Here is a 12,927-nt window from a genome sequence, read left to right as displayed (position 1 = left end):
GGGGGATGCATGACTTTGCCGACCACCAACACCGGTGAGCTCAACTGGCTGCTGGACGATCTTGCCACCAGGGTCGCCGCGGTGCGCCAGGCCGTCATCTTGTCGACCGACGGTCTCGCGATTGGGTACTCGAAGGGCTTGATCCGGGAGGACGCCGAGCATCTGTCGGCGGTTGCGGCCGGGTTCCAGAGCCTGGCCCGTGGCACCGGACGCCATTTCGGCGGCGGCGACGTGCGTCAGACCATTGTGGAGATGGAGTCGGCCTTCCTGTTCGTGACAGCGGCGGGACAGGGCACCTGCCTGGCCGTGATCGCCGATGCGAACGTGGACGTCGGCCACATCGCGTACGAGATGGCGATGCTGGTCAAGCGGGTTGGCCAGCACATCACCACCAATCCGCGCGCTGGAGCGTCATGAGCGATAGCCCGCAGTGGTTCGATGAGGACGCGGGGCCCGTCGTTCGGCCCTATGCTCTCATCCGCGGCCGTACGCGTTCCTCAGGGGACACGTTCGACCTCGTGGCAACCGTGCGCGCCGTCGGCGACCCGCCTGGCGAGCTCGGCCCCGAACAGCAGCTCATCCTGCGGGCAGCACGCAATCCGATCTCGGTGGCCGACCTGGCCGTCGAGCTCGACCTGCCCGTCGGCGTCGTCCGGGTCCTGCTGGGCGACATGCGTGACCACGGGCTCATCTCGGTGTCGTCCCCCTCATCCGGAGGGTCGCGGTCGAATGAGCGCATTCTCAAGGAAGTGATCAATGGACTCCGTGCTCTCTGAGGACCCCGTCGCGCTGAAGATTCTCATCGCAGGGGGGTTCGGCGTCGGCAAGACCACACTGGTCGGGGCGGTCAGCGAGATCAAGCCGCTGCGCACGGAAGAGGTGCTCTCCGACCGTGGGATCGGGATCGACGACCTCGACGGCGTGGAGGCCAAGAACACCACGACCGTGGCGATGGACTTCGGCCGCATCACGATCCGCGACGGGCTGGTCGTGTACCTGTTCGGGACGCCCGGGCAGGAGCGGTTCTGGTTCATGTGGGACGAGCTGTCCTACGGCGCGCTGGGCGCCGTCGTCATCGCGGACACGCGCCGGCTGACCGACTGCTTCCCGTCCGTCGACTACTTCGAGCAGCGCGGCACGCCGTTCGTGGTGGCCGTCAACTGCTTCGAGGGGGCGGCGCGGCACAGCGTCGAGGACGTGCGCATCGCGCTCGACCTGGACGACGACGTGCCGGTCATGCTGTGCGACGTGCGGCGGCGCACCTCCGCCAAGGAAGTCATGATCGCCCTCGTGGAGCACTCCCTGCGGACGCTGACCTCAGCGAACTAGAGCGCCCTGAGGCCGTTGATCACCTCTCGGAGCAGGCTCTCCGTGGGCGTCGCGGCCTTGTCGCGCGGCGGGCGGACCGTGACCAGTCCGTGGTCGAGCAGGTCGCCCAGCAGCACTCTCACGACGCCGACGGGCAGGCCCAGATCCGAGGCGACCTCGGCGACGGGCCTGGTCTGACCTGCCACGAAGCCCAGCAACCGCCGGTGCTGAGCGCTGAGCTCCGCCTTGGCCGGGACGGGCAGCCCCGTCCCGGCGACGGTCGCCAGCAGGTCGAGCGCGTTGGAGGAAGTGGGCCTGGTGCGCCCACGCGCGACCGCGTACGGCCGCACGACGGGCCCCGCCTCCTCATCGACCCACTCGTGCTCGCCGCTCACGATTGAGATCCCCCATCCTGTTCACTGGCGTCCTGCCGCCCGCGCTGCCAGCCCGACTGGAGCGAGGAGAGCAGCGCCCTGGTCTCCTCTGGTGAGCGCTCCTCGGCCGGCGGCGCCGGTGGCGGTGTCTGCTTGAGCCGCTGCGGCAGGTCCGCCTGACGCTCGCGCTGCGGCAAGCCGGTCTCCCTCTGCCGCTCGCGCTGCGGGAGCCCCGTCTCCCTCTGGCGGTCACGCTGTGGCAGCCCGGTCTCCCGCTGCCGCTGGCGGCGCGGCAGGTCGGGCTCCTGCTGCTGCGGCAGGGCCACCGGGCCGCTGCCCGTCTGCTGCTGTGACGCCTGCTGGGGCACGGCCACGGGGCCGGTCCCGCCCGCCTGCTGGCCCCGCTTGCTGGTACGGACCCGGCGCGGCAGCTCGCCAGGCCCCGTGGGCTCCTGCCGGACCACCGAGACCGAGACGGACTCGAACTCCAGCGGCTGCACCGGGGTCGCCATGGGCTCCACCAGGGAGCCGGGCACGAGCACGATGGCGGTGGTGCCGCCGTACGGCGAGGGCTTGAGCGTCACCTTGACGCCGTGCCTGGCCGCGAGCATGCCGACCACCGCGAAGCCCAGCCGTTCGGTCTGGGAGGGGTCGAACTCCTGCGGGCTGGCCAGGCGCGCGTTGATGCCCCTGCGGGCGGCATCGTCCATGCCCAGGCCGCGGTCCTCGATCTCGACGGCGAAGCCCCGGCCGACCATCTCACCGCGTACGGAAACCTCGTTGCTGGGCGAGGAGAAGGAGGCGGCGTTCTCGATCAGCTCGGCGAACAGGTGCATGAGGTCGGCCACCGCCGCGCCCGAGACGCCGCACTCGTTCATCGGGTAGACGCGTACCCGGGTGTACTCCTCGACCTGGGCCGCCGCGCCGCTCAGCACGTCCTCGATCGGGATGACGCCGCGCCACCTGCGGCCCGCCGCGCCGCCCGAGAGCAGCACCAGGCCCTCGGCGTGGCGGCGCATGCGGGTGGTCAGGTGGTCGAGCCTGAACAGGCGCTCCAGCGCCTCCGGGTCCTCCGTCTGGCGCTGCATCTCGTCGAGCATCTTGAGCTGGCGCTGCAGCAGCGACTGGCTGCGCCTGGCGAGGTTGCGCAGCGCCTGCGACACGCCCTCGCGCAGCCTGGCCTGCTCGACGGCCGCGTCCACGGCCGTGCTCTGCACGCTGTCGAACGCCGTCGCCAGGTCGGTGACCTCGCTGGTCGAGCCGCGGCCCACCGTGATGGGCGGCGCCTCGGTGGCGATGTCCACGCTCTCGCCCTTGCGCAGCTTCGTCACGACGTCCGGGAGCCTGATCTCGGCCAGGTCCAGCGCGGTACGGCGCAGCGTCCTCATCTCGCGGGTGAGCCTGCGGCCGACCTTGATCGAGATGACGATGGAGAAGATGACGGCGATGAGGCCGAGCGCGCCCGCGATGGCGGCCCGCACCACGATGCCGATGCCCGCGGGCTCCATCCTGGCCAGGAGCTTGTCGCCGGTGCGCCAGACGGCGTCGCGGTATTCCTTCTGGACCTGCTCGGACACGCCCCGCCACAGCTCGACGTCCACCGGCTGGCCGGAGATGTAGCTCTCCAGCAGGTTCTCCATGGTGCCGTAGCGCGGGGAGTAGTACAGCTTCTCGAACGGGGCCCGCAGCTCGGTGTCGAGGTTGGCCAGGGCCTTGGGGAACAGGTACGTCCGGGTGTTGTCCAGGCCGGCCAGCAGGTGGAGGTCGGCGTGCATGGTCATCCGGCCGTTACCGGCGACGATCAGCGCGTGCTCCCGGCTCAGCAGCTCGCGTACCTCGTCGGCGGCGATCAGGCCCTGCGCCTGGAGCGCCATCTGGAGGTCGGTGCTGACCATCATCCTGGAGTACAGCAGGTGGATCTCGTCGGAGACCTTCGCGTACTCGGTGACGAGGGTGCCGGGGGTGAGCTTGCGGTCGTCCACCTTGCGGCGGATGTCCGGGATCCGGTTGATCGCCTCGAAGACGTTCTGGAGCTGGGTCTTCATGTCCTGCGTGAGCGCCGACTGCACGTCCTCGGACATGGCGCGCTCGCGCAGCGTCTTGCGGTTGTTGTCGACCTTGGCCCGCGCCTTGTTCAGCGCGTCGGGGTCCGTGACCGTGCCCGCGATCCGCTCGGCGGAGGCCAGGCGCTCGGTCTGGAGGTTGGAGATCAGGCCGTCGGCGTTGTTGATGACGCCCGTCCAGATCGTCTCGACCTTGAGCAGGTTGAGCGCGTCCCCCGACGTGGTGCTCGCGGCGAAGCCCCAGAGTGCGACCAGGGAGACCAAGGGGATGACGAGCAGCGTCGAGATCTTGAATCTGATGGATCTGCCCGATGCCATGACACCCGCTCCCGGATAGAAGATCGCGGGAGAGAATAGCATCGATACAGGTGGTTTTAAGATCGACTTGCGATAAATCTGTGATATGTCAGGAAATCCGCATGTTGCGCAGCAGCCCGCCGGCTGACCGGACGCCAGGTCAGCCATGCCAGCCACGCGGCCAGCACACCCAGCAACGTCACCTCGGCACCCAGCAGCAACCGCTCGACGAGACCGATCATCACCCGCTCGCCGGGCAGGGCCACGTACGTGATCGCCAGCAGCCCGAACCCCCCGGCCAGGGTCACCCACTCCACCACCCGCGCCACAGGCTTCCAGCGGGCGTCTGAGCCCAGTCTGGGCACCATCAACAGCCCGGCGGCGGGCAGGCTCACGAACGCCGCGACGGACACGTACCGGTGGATCTGGGCCGCGAGGTCGAGATCCGCCCCGAGGGGTGTGGTCGGGACCAGGGCCGCAACGACCAGAGCCCCGGACCACACCCCCAGCAACCACTGAGGCATCCCCCGCACCGGCGCACCGGCCGCCCGCAACCCCACGAGCAGCGCCAGGGACCCCAACCCGAGCACCGCCATGGCGACCTCCGTGACGCCCCCGCGGTCGGACACGGCGTATTCGCTGACGGTCACGTTCATGGGGTCGAGCTGGGGATCGGGCCCGAACTGCCCGACCAGCACGGCGACCACCGAGAACAGGATCGCGGCACAGGCGATCAGGGGGGAGAGCCTCTTCACTGCGGTCATGAGGCAACTCTCCCGCCGGGGGCAGCCCTCTCACATCGGGCTCCGTCCCCGAGCCGACCCTGACCCGACCCTGAGGTCACATGCCTGCGCGATGGGCCTCGCTGAGCTGGATGATCTGGACGTAGTTGCCGTCCGGGTCGATCGCGGTGGCGAACAGGCTGCCGTCGCGGTCCTCGACCTCCGCCAGCCACGTCACGCCCGCGCTGTCCATGCGCGCGGCCACCGCGCGGGCGTCGGCCACGTCGAAGTTCAGGATCACCCTGCCGGGCTCGGGGTTCTTGTCCGACACATCCGTCCGCGTGTCGATGAACAGGTAGAACTCGCCGAACTTGAGCACCCCGTACCCGCCGACGTCGGAGTTGTCCTCCGGGTCAAGGGCGTCGACGTACCAGGTGCGCAGACGCTCGGGGTTCGTGCTGGCGAGCAGCAGGCTGCCGAGAACGGGTCGCCTCATCGCGAGCTCCTCCGATGGTGTTGACGTGCTTTCCATCAGACAGACCGGACGGAGCGGGAGAACTCATCGCTGTGAACGCAAAAACCTCCGCGCGGCGCGCCCAGCCGGGCGTGCCGCGCGGAGTTCGGCGCCGTGGGTCAGCCTGTGCGGAGGGTGAGCCCGTAGACGCTCAGGATCTCGTTGACGGGCTGGTGGTACGTGGTCCCGCCGACGGAGCAGTTGCCGGAGCCACCCGAGGTGACACCCTGGGCCTGGCTGCCCGAGATGAACGAGCCGCCGGAGTCGCCGGGCTCGGCGCAGGCGCTGGTGCGGGTCAGGCCGGTGACGGTGCCCTGCGGGTACGTGACCGTGGCGTTGTGCTGCTGGATGGTGCCGCAGCGCCAGCCGGTGGTCGAACCGGAGCGGCAGATGGACGAGCCCACCGCGGCCTGGGTGGAGCCGCGGACGATCACGTTCGCGCCGCCGGAGCCGCGTACCCACGGCTGCGCGGTGTTGCCGGGAGCGGCGACCCATGCGTAGTCGTTACCCGGGAATGAGGCGCCCTGGAAGGTGCCCGTCGGGTTGGTGGTGTTGGTGGCCACGCGGCAGTGCCCGGCGGTGACGAAACCGGGGGTGCTGCCCCTGGTGACCGAGAAGCCGACGCTGCAGCGGCTGGAGCCGATGTAGAACGGCGCGCCGCCGATGATGTTGATGAGCGGAACGGGCCGCTCGGCGGTCGCCGACACGCTGACCGCGCTCCTGTCCACGCCCGCGGCCTTGGCCAGGGCCTCGGCGGCCTCCACCGTGGGCGCCTGGATGGCGACGCTGTTGGTCTTCACGTCCACGAACCAGAGCGCCGCCCCGGTCTGGGCCTTCTTCGGCGCCTGGTCGAGCTGCTGCACGACCGCGTCGAGCTGGGCGAGCGAGCGCGCGACCACGACCGGCTCGGCGCCCTGCGCCTTGATGGTGCCGGTGGCGTTGGGGTCGGTGGTGGCGACCAGGAACTTGGAGGCGTCGTCGTTCAGCCAGGCGCCGCCGTACGACGCGCCGAGCTGGGAGGTGAGCGTGGCCTGCGTGGACGCGGCGCGTTCCTCGTTGGCCAGGCGGGCGTTGACCTGCTGCTCGGAGAGTCCGAGGTCCCGTTCGAGCGCGTCCACGACGGACGGGGGAAGGGATGGGGAGGCGGATTGAGGCGCCGGGTCGGCTGCTGCGGGGCTGAGCGGGGTGGCCAGGCAGGCGGCGAGGATGACGCCGCCAACCAACGCACAGCGTTTACTCGACATGTGCACTCCTCGGGTGGGGGTGCTGTCAAGCTAACGGTTGCTAAGGCGCCTGCCAGCATGCCAAAGAGCCTCTATTTCGGTGTTATGGAGTCTTTTCGGACACGGGCTATGGACCGATTTATCGCCTAAAAGGTGAGTGGCCTGGTAGGTCGGTATGGTCCCGTTGCTGGAGGTGTTCTCTTTGCGAAACGGTGTTCGCCATCTGCTCGGCGCCGGCGCGGGACTGCTGGCCACCCCGCTCATTGCAACCGGTTTCATCGTGGGGATCGAGCGTTATCGCCACACGGCGGCCATGACCGTCGACTGGGTCGTGCTGGCCGTGTATGTCGGCACGGTGGTGCTCATCGGGGTCCTGGCCGGGTCGAGGATCTCGCCGCTCGCCTCGCTGCTGCCCGGCCTGGCCTTCCTCGGTTTCATCGGAGCGGCGCTGGTGCGCATGGCCCTGGGCGGCGACCACCGGATGGGGTTCGACGACGTGCCGAGCCAGTTTCTCGAGGGCTACACGGCCCTGCTCTACACCTGGTCGCTCCCCACCGGGTGCATCCTGCTGACCGCCTCGCTCTTCCCCTCACGCTGGCGCGCGGCCAGGACCGACCCGCCCCCGCCGCCTCCGCAGGAGGCCCCGGAGCCGCCGCCGCTGCCCAAGCGGATCCCGTCCTCCCACCGCTGAGGGCCGGGATCGTCAGGCGGACTTGGCCTCCGGCAGCGGGATCCACTTGTGCGCCCAGGTCACCAGCTCGTCCAGCACCGGCCGCAGCTCCTGCCCCATCTCGGTCAGGTGGTATTCGACGCGCACCGGCGACGTGGGCAGCACGCGGCGCTCGATGAGCCCGGCGCTCTCCAGCTCGCGCAGCCGCCGGGCCAGCATCGTGTCGTTGATGCCGGGGATGGCCGCCTTGAGGTCGGCGTACCGGTGGGCGCCCTTGAAGATCATGTGGATCACCGCGCCCGACCACCGGGCGCCGATCAGCTCTAAAGCGATGTGGAAGCGCGCGCACACCAAATCGAGACTCATGCCACAAATCCTATCAGCGCTTGCTCAGAAATATGTAGCAGCTCAATAATGTTGAGTAGCTACACCGCCTGAGTGAAGGAGCATGCCATGGGCAAGCCGGTCCTGCAGATCGTCGTCGCCAGCACCCGTCCCGGTCGTGCCGGACGTCCCATCGCCGAGTGGTTCCACGGCAAGGCCGTGGAGTCGGGACTGTTCGAGGTCGAGCTGGTCGACCTGGCGGAGGTCGCGCTGCCGTTCCTGGACGAGCCCAACCACCCCCGGCTCAAGCAGTATGTGAACGCGCACACCAAGGAGTGGAGCGCCACCGTCGAGCGGGGCGACGCGTACGTGTTCGTGACCCCCGAGTACAACCACAGCTTCAACGCCGTGCTGAAGAACGCCCTCGACTACCTGCACCACGAGTGGCAGCACAAGGCGGCCGGGTTCGTCAGCTACGGCGGCGTCTCCGGCGGCACCCGCGCCGCGAACAGCCTGCGCCAGGTCACCAGCACCCTGAGGATGATCCCGGTGCTGGAGGCGGTGAACATCCCGTTCTACTCCCAGTTCATCGGCGAGGACGGCAAGGTGCACGCCAACGACGTCATGGACTCCGCCGCCGACGCCATGCTCGCCGAGCTGGCCAAGCTGACCGGCGCGTTGCGTTCGATGCGCGTCGCCTGAGCTACGCTGCCGGGCGTGGCACTGGCCGTAGGTGTGGTGGTCCGTTACCGCAAGGCGGTGACGTACGGCGTGCACGCGCTGCTCGCCGCGCTGGAGAGCGCCGGGGTGGAGCACGAGCTGAGGCTCGGCACCACCCCTGAGGAGACCGCGGAGCACATCACGGCCAGCCAGGCCGACCGCGTGCTCGTGCTCTGGTCGTTCTACTCGCCCGACGCCGAGGCCATGGCCGCCGAGCTGGCCGCGGTCAGGTCGCTGAGCGGCGGCCGGGGGCTGCACATCGCGGGCGGCGTGCACGCCACGGCCGAGCCGCAGCAGGTCATCGACGCGGGCTGGGACCTGGCGGGGATCGGCGAGGGCGAGACCACGATCATCTCCCTCGTCCGGGCGCTCCAGCAGGACGAGCCGCTCACCTCGGTGCCGGGGCTGGCGATCAAGGACGCCGACGGCGTCGCCCTGCGCACGAGGCCGGCGCCGCAGCTGCCGCTCGACGCGTTCCCCTCCTTCGTGGGCAGGAACGGGCCGATCGAGATCACCCGCGGCTGCCGCTACACCTGCCGCTTCTGCCAGACGCCGTTCATGTTCGGCGGGCAGTTCCGCCACCGCTCGGTCGCCGGCGTGCGCGAGCACGTGCGCGGGATGGTCGACAGGGGCCTGCGCGACATCCGCTTCATCACGCCGACCTCTCTCTCGTACGGCTCCCCCGGGCCCGATCCCGACCTGGGCAAGGTGGAGGAGCTGCTGGCCGGGGTCAAGGAGGAGCTGCCGCCGCGCGGCCGGGTGTTCTTCGGGAGCTTCCCCTCAGAGGTACGGCCCGAGCACGTCAGCCCGGAGGCCATGCGGATGCTCAAGCGCTACGTGGCCAACGACAACCTGATCATCGGCGCCCAGTCCGGCTCCGACAAGGTGCTGGCCGCCTCGGGCCGCGGCCACGACACCTCACCGGTGCGCGACGCCGTCAGGATCGCGGTCGAGCACGGCTTCCGGCCGAACGTCGACTTCATCTTCGGCATGCCGGGCGAGACCGAGGAGGACCAGGAGCAGTCGCTGAAGCTCGCCTCCGACCTGGCCGAGCTGGGAGCCCGCATCCACACCCACACGTTCATGCCGCTGCCCGGCACGCCGTGGCGGGACGCCGAGCCCGCGTTCATCCCGCTGGCGACCATGAGCGAGCTGGACCGGCTGGCGCAGCGCGGCGACGCCTACGGGCACTGGCGCAAGCAGGCCGAACACGCCGTACGGCTGGCCGAGACGGCCAAGGCCTACCCGCGCCGGGCACGGCGCCGGCGCACCGGCTAGTGATCGTCGTCGTCGAAGGTGTGCATGACCCGCTCGAACGCGTCGCTGACGGGACGCAGCGCCTGCGCGAACGCGTTGACCAGCGGACCGAAGATCTCCGTCACCTCGGTCAGGAAGTCGGGACTCTTGGTTTCGGGAGGCGACCAGCGCATGGCGTCCGCGCTCAGCGTCTCCCACTCGTCGACGACACCGTCGATGGCGTCGAGCACGTGGTCAGGATCGCTTGGCATGACCGTTCCCCGTGAAAGAAGGGTCGTATCACACCTACGGTACTTCAGACGGGGATGGACACGCCTACTCCGCCTCGGGTCTGAGCGCCGTACCTCTCCTTGTCGGCGGCCAGGTCGAGCGGGCGGATGCTGGAGCGGGCGGCGAGGACCTCGTCGGTGATCAGCGCGGCCGGCACCAGCCACGACACCTCGAACTCCAGCCCGTCGGGGTCCTTCGCGTACAGCGCCTTGGTCGTGCCGTGGTCGGACGAGCCGACCAGCGCGCCGAGCTCGCTCAGCTTGACCGCGACCCGCTCCAGCTCGTCGAGGGTGTCGACCTCCCACGCCAGGTGGTAGAGGCCCACGGACGTGCTGCCGGCCGGAGACGGGTCCGCCTTGGGGCCGATCTGGAACAGGCCCAGGTCGTGGTCGTTCGTCGAGCCGGGGGCCTGCAGGAAGGCGGCGCCCGGCATGCCCATCACGACGTCGAAGCCGAGGGCCTCGCGGTAAAAGCCGACGCTGCGTTCCACGTCGCGAACGTAAAGGACCGCGTGGTTGAGTCGCTGAACAGGCATGATGTGCCCCTTTCCGGGCGGAGTCCCGTCTCAAGTATATGAGAGTTCAACTAAATTGGGACCGTGACGAGATGGCTGGATGCGGACGAACAGCACACCTGGCGGAACTTCCTGGCGGCGACCCAGCTCATCAACGAGGCGCTCGACCGCCAGCTCCAGCGGGACGCGAGCATGCCGCACACGTACTACATGATCCTCGTGGCGCTCTCCGAGGCGCCCGGACGGTCGATGCGGATGAGCGAGCTGGCCGCCAGGGCGCAGAGCTCGCAGAGCCGGCTGTCGCACGCCGTGGCGCGCCTGGAGGAGCGCGGGTGGGTCCGGCGCGAGCGCTGCCCCGACGACGGGCGCGGCAGCTTCGCGGTGCTCACGGACGCCGGGTTCGCCGCGCTGGCCGCCGCCGCGCCTGGACACGTCGAGGAGGTACGGCGGAGCCTGTTCGACGTGCTGACGCCCGAGCAGGTACGCCGGCTCGACGAGATTTGCGTCGCAGTGCGGAACACGCTGGAGGGGTAGCGAGCGAACTGTCGTGCCGAGGCCGTAGGTTTCTCCGGGTACCCGAACAAGGAGAGGCCGATGCACGACACCGATGAGGCGCTGTTCAGGGCTGTCCACGGCATCGCGGGACGGTTCGCCGGCCAGCCCGTGCCCGTGGTGATGGAGGCGTTGCTGCGCCACCTGCCCAAGGCTCCGGGCCTCGAGGTGGCGGAGATCCGCAAGATCGCCGAGGAGATCAGCGTGGGACGTGACCCCTCGGGCTTGTGAACAGCTGATCGCCAGGGGAGCATCGAGACATGTACGAGCCAACCCCTGAAGACCGATTCACCTTCGGTCTGTGGACGGTGGGCCGGCAGCCGCTCGATCCGGCGGAGAGCGTGCACCGACTGACCGAGCTCGGGGCCTACGGCGTCACCTTCCACGACGACGACCTGCCGGCCGTCCAGCCCGATCGCGACCGGGCGATCGCGGCCTTCAGGAAAGCGCTTGCCAAAACCGGGCCGGCCTACCGTGTCGAGGAGCTCGGCCTGCCCACGCTCGACCGCGGTGAGACGCCGGCCGATCTCGCCTCCGACGACTTCGATCCGGACGTCGCCGCCGCGCGCGGATACCATTTCACGCATCTCAACCAGCTTGCGCTGGAGCACTTGTTAGGAGTTCGTGGGTGACGCTGGTCGCTGGGGTCGATTCCTCGACGCAGAGTTGCAAGGTCGTCATTCGTGACGCTGAGACGGGCGCGCTGGTCCGGCAGGGCCGCGCGCCGCATCCCGACGGCACGGAGGTGCATCCGTCGCACTGGTGGGACGCGTTGTTGCGGGCCATCGAGGAGGCCGGCGGGCTGGACGACGTGCTCGCCGTCAGTGTGGGCGGGCAGCAGCATGGCATGGTCTGCCTGGACGAGTCCGGAAATGTCGTACGTGATGCCCTGTTGTGGAACGACACCCGCTCCGCGCAGGCCGCCGCGGACCTCGTGACGGAGCTGGGCGGGCCGGAGGCCTGGGCCACCGCCGTCGGGTCGGTGCCGGTCGCCTCGTTCACGGTGACCAAGCTGCGCTGGCTGGCCGAGCACGAGCCGGACAACGCGGCCCGTACGGCGGCCGTCTGCCTGCCGCACGACTGGCTCTCCTGGCGCCTGGCCGGCGCGTTCGCCTCGGGGACCTTCTCGGCCGACTCCCCGGCACCGCCGCTCGACCGGCTCGCCACGGACCGGGGCGACGCCTCGGGCACGGGCTACTGGTCGCCGTCGACGGGCGCGTACCGGACGGATCTGCTGAAGCTGGCGTTCGGCTCGATCCCCCTGCTGCCCAGGGTGCTGGGGCCGGACGAGGCGGCGTACGAGGGGGGCGCGGCGCTGATCGCCCCCGGCACGGGCGACAACATGGCGGCGGCGCTCGGCGTGGGCGCCCGTTCCGGCGACGTCGTGGTGTCGCTGGGCACCTCCGGCACCGTGTTCGCGGTCGCGGAGTCGCCCAGCGCCGACCCGACGGGCGCGGTGGCCGGCTTCGCCGACGCGACGGGACGGTTCCTGCCGCTGGTGTGCACGCTCAACGCCGCCCGCGTCATGGACGCCGCCGCCCGCATCGCCGGGGTGAGCCTGGACGCGCTGAGCGATCTGGCTCTCCAGGCCCCACCGGGGGCGGGCGGGCTGACGCTGGTGCCGTACCTGGAGGGCGAGCGCACCCCCAACCGCCCGACCGCGACGGGCTCCGTCCACGGGCTGACCCTGGCCACCTCGACCCCCGCCCACCTGGCGCGGGCGGCCATCGAGGGCATGCTGTGCGGCCTCGCCGACGCTCTCGACGCGCTGGGCACCAAGCCGGAGCGGGTGCTGCTGATCGGCGGCGCGGCCCGTTCGGAGGCGGTCCGCCGCATCGCCCCGACGATCTTCGGCGTCCCGATCACGGTGCCGCCGCCGGCCGAGTACGTCGCCAACGGCGCCGCGTACCAGGCCGCCACGCTGGTCACCACGCCGGACTGGCGGTCGGAGGAGACGGAGACGTACGAAGGGGACGCCGTCCCCTCGATCCGCGACCGCTACGCCCGCGCCACCACCCACATCCTCGACTGACAGTGATGATGGAGATGAGCGCTTCCCGCCAGGGTCTGACCCATCGACTGACTGACCTCGAGGTCCTCAACCGGATCTGTCGGCCCT

At 70.0% G+C, this 12,927-nt stretch carries 17 protein-coding genes and 1 pseudogene; 10 read left to right on the top strand and 8 right to left on the bottom strand.

What is annotated here, in order from left to right; genetic code table 11:
• The first annotated feature begins 9 nt into the window (after window positions 1–9).
• From ACWDRB_RS38695 to ACWDRB_RS38685, 3 genes are read left to right on the top strand one after another with little or no spacing between them, the layout of a single operon-like run.
• A complete protein-coding gene (locus ACWDRB_RS38695) occupies window positions 10–417 on the top strand; it encodes a roadblock/LC7 domain-containing protein (protein WP_350732559.1) in 408 nt (135 codons plus the stop codon).
• Complete coding sequence (locus tag ACWDRB_RS38690) at window positions 414–776, top strand: DUF742 domain-containing protein (RefSeq protein ID WP_350732557.1); 363 nt, start codon at window positions 414–416, stop codon at window positions 774–776. Before ACWDRB_RS38695 ends, ACWDRB_RS38690 begins: the two co-directional genes overlap by 4 nt.
• Window positions 757–1,329, top strand: coding sequence for a GTP-binding protein (locus tag ACWDRB_RS38685; RefSeq protein WP_350732556.1), 573 nt, complete (start codon window positions 757–759; stop codon window positions 1,327–1,329). The genes ACWDRB_RS38690 and ACWDRB_RS38685 overlap by 20 nt, the downstream gene beginning before the upstream one ends.
• Here ACWDRB_RS38685 and ACWDRB_RS38680 read toward each other — a convergent pair.
• The 5 genes from ACWDRB_RS38680 to ACWDRB_RS38660 all read right to left on the bottom strand — a co-directional run bounded on the left by ACWDRB_RS38680 (window position 1,326) and on the right by ACWDRB_RS38660 (window position 6,522).
• Complete coding sequence (locus tag ACWDRB_RS38680) at window positions 1,326–1,703, bottom strand: DUF742 domain-containing protein (RefSeq protein ID WP_350732555.1); 378 nt, start codon at window positions 1,701–1,703, stop codon at window positions 1,326–1,328. The genes ACWDRB_RS38685 and ACWDRB_RS38680 overlap by 4 nt on opposite strands.
• The gene (locus ACWDRB_RS38675; RefSeq protein WP_449902335.1) at window positions 1,700–4,063 is read right to left on the bottom strand and encodes a nitrate- and nitrite sensing domain-containing protein; all 2,364 of its coding nucleotides are present in this window, start codon (window positions 4,061–4,063) and stop codon (window positions 1,700–1,702) included. Before ACWDRB_RS38675 ends, ACWDRB_RS38680 begins: the two co-directional genes overlap by 4 nt.
• A 56-nt stretch (window positions 4,064–4,119) precedes the next feature.
• Window positions 4,120–4,806, bottom strand: a complete 687-nt coding sequence (locus ACWDRB_RS38670; protein ID WP_397368992.1) for a DUF998 domain-containing protein — start codon at window positions 4,804–4,806, stop codon at window positions 4,120–4,122.
• Between the two features lie 76 nt (window positions 4,807–4,882).
• The gene (locus tag ACWDRB_RS38665) at window positions 4,883–5,260 is read right to left on the bottom strand and encodes a VOC family protein (RefSeq protein ID WP_350732550.1); all 378 of its coding nucleotides are present in this window, start codon (window positions 5,258–5,260) and stop codon (window positions 4,883–4,885) included.
• Window positions 5,261–5,397: 137 nt separating this feature from the next.
• Window positions 5,398–6,522, bottom strand: coding sequence for a S1 family peptidase (locus ACWDRB_RS38660; protein ID WP_449902332.1), 1,125 nt, complete (start codon window positions 6,520–6,522; stop codon window positions 5,398–5,400).
• Window positions 6,523–6,703: 181 nt separating this feature from the next.
• Between ACWDRB_RS38660 and ACWDRB_RS38655 the strand changes: the two genes are divergently transcribed.
• Complete coding sequence (locus ACWDRB_RS38655; protein ID WP_449902330.1) at window positions 6,704–7,192, top strand: hypothetical protein; 489 nt, start codon at window positions 6,704–6,706, stop codon at window positions 7,190–7,192.
• Window positions 7,193–7,204: 12 nt separating this feature from the next.
• Here ACWDRB_RS38655 and ACWDRB_RS38650 read toward each other — a convergent pair whose 3' ends face one another.
• Window positions 7,205–7,537, bottom strand: coding sequence for a winged helix-turn-helix transcriptional regulator (locus ACWDRB_RS38650; protein ID WP_350732545.1), 333 nt, complete (start codon window positions 7,535–7,537; stop codon window positions 7,205–7,207).
• 87 nt (window positions 7,538–7,624) lie between these two features.
• Here ACWDRB_RS38650 and ACWDRB_RS38645 point away from each other — a divergent pair, with 87 nt between their 5' ends.
• Window positions 7,625–8,197, top strand: a complete 573-nt coding sequence (locus ACWDRB_RS38645; RefSeq protein WP_449902327.1) for an NADPH-dependent FMN reductase — start codon at window positions 7,625–7,627, stop codon at window positions 8,195–8,197.
• Between the two features lie 15 nt (window positions 8,198–8,212).
• On the top strand, window positions 8,213–9,493 hold the full coding sequence (locus ACWDRB_RS38640) for a TIGR04013 family B12-binding domain/radical SAM domain-containing protein (RefSeq protein WP_449902324.1): 1,281 nt from the start codon (window positions 8,213–8,215) through the stop codon (window positions 9,491–9,493).
• On the opposite strand, the gene ACWDRB_RS38635 is transcribed toward ACWDRB_RS38640, so the two are convergent.
• The gene (locus ACWDRB_RS38635) at window positions 9,490–9,723 is read right to left on the bottom strand and encodes a hypothetical protein (RefSeq protein ID WP_185069775.1); all 234 of its coding nucleotides are present in this window, start codon (window positions 9,721–9,723) and stop codon (window positions 9,490–9,492) included. The two genes, ACWDRB_RS38640 and ACWDRB_RS38635, sit on opposite strands and share 4 nt — an antisense overlap.
• Window positions 9,724–9,767: 44 nt before the next feature.
• Window positions 9,768–10,277, bottom strand: a complete 510-nt coding sequence (locus tag ACWDRB_RS38630) for a VOC family protein (RefSeq protein WP_350732540.1) — start codon at window positions 10,275–10,277, stop codon at window positions 9,768–9,770.
• Window positions 10,278–10,340: 63 nt separating this feature from the next.
• Here ACWDRB_RS38630 and ACWDRB_RS38625 point away from each other — a divergent pair, with 63 nt between their 5' ends.
• The 4 genes and pseudogenes from ACWDRB_RS38625 (at window position 10,341) to xylB (ending at window position 12,840) form a co-directional block, all read left to right on the top strand.
• Window positions 10,341–10,790: a MarR family winged helix-turn-helix transcriptional regulator gene (locus ACWDRB_RS38625; RefSeq protein WP_350732538.1), complete on the top strand. Its 450-nt coding sequence runs from the start codon at window positions 10,341–10,343 to the stop codon at window positions 10,788–10,790.
• A 60-nt stretch (window positions 10,791–10,850) separates the two neighbouring features.
• Window positions 10,851–11,039 carry a hypothetical protein gene (locus tag ACWDRB_RS38620; protein ID WP_350732537.1) on the top strand — a complete coding sequence of 63 codons (189 nt, stop codon included), beginning with the start codon at window positions 10,851–10,853 and terminating at the stop codon, window positions 11,037–11,039.
• Between the two features lie 29 nt (window positions 11,040–11,068).
• Window positions 11,069–11,272, top strand: a pseudogene (locus tag ACWDRB_RS38615) (xylose isomerase); the annotation flags it as partial.
• Between the two features lie 164 nt (window positions 11,273–11,436).
• Entirely contained in the window at window positions 11,437–12,840 is a 1,404-nt protein-coding gene (gene xylB, locus ACWDRB_RS38610) for a xylulokinase (RefSeq protein WP_449902319.1), read from the top strand.
• The last annotated feature ends 87 nt before the right edge of the window (window positions 12,841–12,927 follow it).

This window comes from Nonomuraea sp. NPDC003707 (assembly GCF_053587055.1).
The sequence above is the reverse complement of the archived record's forward strand: the minus strand, read 5'-3'. Positions and strand labels throughout refer to the sequence as shown.

What these genes read in the sequence shown, in the direction of transcription:
- ACWDRB_RS38675 (WP_449902335.1), bottom strand. Translation starts at nt 4,063, where the DNA reads ATGGCATCGGGCAGATCCATCAGATTCAAGATCTCGACGCTGCTCGTC.
- ACWDRB_RS38630 (WP_350732540.1), bottom strand. Translation starts at nt 10,277, where the DNA reads ATGCCTGTTCAGCGACTCAACCACGCGGTCCTTTACGTTCGCGACGTG.
- ACWDRB_RS38660 (WP_449902332.1), bottom strand. Translation starts at nt 6,522, where the DNA reads ATGTCGAGTAAACGCTGTGCGTTGGTTGGCGGCGTCATCCTCGCCGCC.
- ACWDRB_RS38620 (WP_350732537.1), top strand. Translation starts at nt 10,851, where the DNA reads ATGCACGACACCGATGAGGCGCTGTTCAGGGCTGTCCACGGCATCGCG.
- ACWDRB_RS38690 (WP_350732557.1), top strand. Translation starts at nt 414, where the DNA reads ATGAGCGATAGCCCGCAGTGGTTCGATGAGGACGCGGGGCCCGTCGTT.
- ACWDRB_RS38685 (WP_350732556.1), top strand. Translation starts at nt 757, where the DNA reads ATGGACTCCGTGCTCTCTGAGGACCCCGTCGCGCTGAAGATTCTCATC.
- ACWDRB_RS38695 (WP_350732559.1), top strand. Translation starts at nt 10, where the DNA reads ATGACTTTGCCGACCACCAACACCGGTGAGCTCAACTGGCTGCTGGAC.
- ACWDRB_RS38650 (WP_350732545.1), bottom strand. Translation starts at nt 7,537, where the DNA reads ATGAGTCTCGATTTGGTGTGCGCGCGCTTCCACATCGCTTTAGAGCTG.
- ACWDRB_RS38645 (WP_449902327.1), top strand. Translation starts at nt 7,625, where the DNA reads ATGGGCAAGCCGGTCCTGCAGATCGTCGTCGCCAGCACCCGTCCCGGT.
- ACWDRB_RS38670 (WP_397368992.1), bottom strand. Translation starts at nt 4,806, where the DNA reads ATGACCGCAGTGAAGAGGCTCTCCCCCCTGATCGCCTGTGCCGCGATC.
- ACWDRB_RS38635 (WP_185069775.1), bottom strand. Translation starts at nt 9,723, where the DNA reads ATGCCAAGCGATCCTGACCACGTGCTCGACGCCATCGACGGTGTCGTC.
- ACWDRB_RS38665 (WP_350732550.1), bottom strand. Translation starts at nt 5,260, where the DNA reads ATGAGGCGACCCGTTCTCGGCAGCCTGCTGCTCGCCAGCACGAACCCC.